At 64.1% G+C, this 231-nt stretch carries 1 pseudogene; it reads left to right on the forward strand.

The features are described 5' to 3' along the window. Positions 1–231: pseudogene (locus O4G74_RS16375) on the forward strand (ABC transporter permease); the annotation flags it as partial.

The following is a 231-nucleotide window of genomic DNA, read 5'->3' on the forward strand; positions in this document are numbered from 1 at the left end:
ACGCCTCACTGACGATCGCCGTCATCGGAGCGCTCCTCTACATGCCGCTCCAATACCTCTTCTACTACCAGGAGATGAACTGGCTGTGGATGTTCGGCCTCCTGGTCGTCGCCATCGGCGTGGCGATCGCCGTCGGCCTCGCGTTCCGCGGACCGGATCCGTGGGACACCGTGCGGACGACGTTCTTCACCACCCTCATGATCGCGGTGACGATCTTCGCCGACCGCGTGC

Origin of the sequence: Henriciella marina (assembly GCF_027213945.1) — a bacterium.
GTDB lineage: Bacteria > Pseudomonadota > Alphaproteobacteria > Caulobacterales > Hyphomonadaceae > Henriciella > Henriciella marina_A.